General features: G+C 33.1%; 1 protein-coding gene. It reads right to left on the bottom strand.

The genetic code is table 4. The features are described from left to right. On the bottom strand, positions 1 to 586 hold a 586-nt coding region (locus tag C4B25_RS04830; protein WP_168380721.1), incomplete at both ends, for a hypothetical protein.

Below are 586 nucleotides of genomic sequence, written 5' to 3'. Positions count from 1 at the left end.
ATCAATTTTCTTCTTGATATCTGCTTCATTTTTATTCTTAGTTGCAGTAGCATCAGCTGTTGCATCTGTATTACCTTTTGCTTTACCTGTTGTATCTTTAGCTTCTGGGTAAGCACCTTTTGTTGAAGTTGAAACTTTAACATCAACTGTTCCATCTTTATTAGGAGTTAGAACTACACCGGTAACTGTTGTTTTACCTACTGATTTAGGAATAACTATACCAGTTGCATCTTTGATAGCTTTTAGGATTTCATCAATTGATTTACCAGCTTTTTTCATATCATTGATTTTCTTAGTAATTTCTGAAGCTTTTTTACCACCTTGTTTTTTCGTAATATCTTGACCATCAATAGCTTTTTTGATAGTGTCTAAGTTTTTATCTCTGTCGATTGAATTTTTTACAGTAGCATCTGTATTACCTTTAACTTTACCTGTTGTATCTTTAACTTCTGGGTAAGCACCTTTTGTTGAAGTTGAAACTTTAACATCGATTGTTCCATCTGGGTTAGGAGTTAGAACTACACCAGTAACTGTTGTTTTACCTACTGATTTAGGAATATCTACACCAGTTGCAGCTTTGATAGCT

The sequence above is a fragment of the Mycoplasma todarodis genome, assembly GCF_004335995.1.
Taxonomy (GTDB): Bacteria; Bacillota_I; Bacilli_A; order Mycoplasmatales; family Metamycoplasmataceae; genus Mycoplasma_K; species Mycoplasma_K todarodis.
The sequence above is the reverse complement of the archived record's forward strand: the minus strand, read 5'-3'. Positions and strand labels throughout refer to the sequence as shown.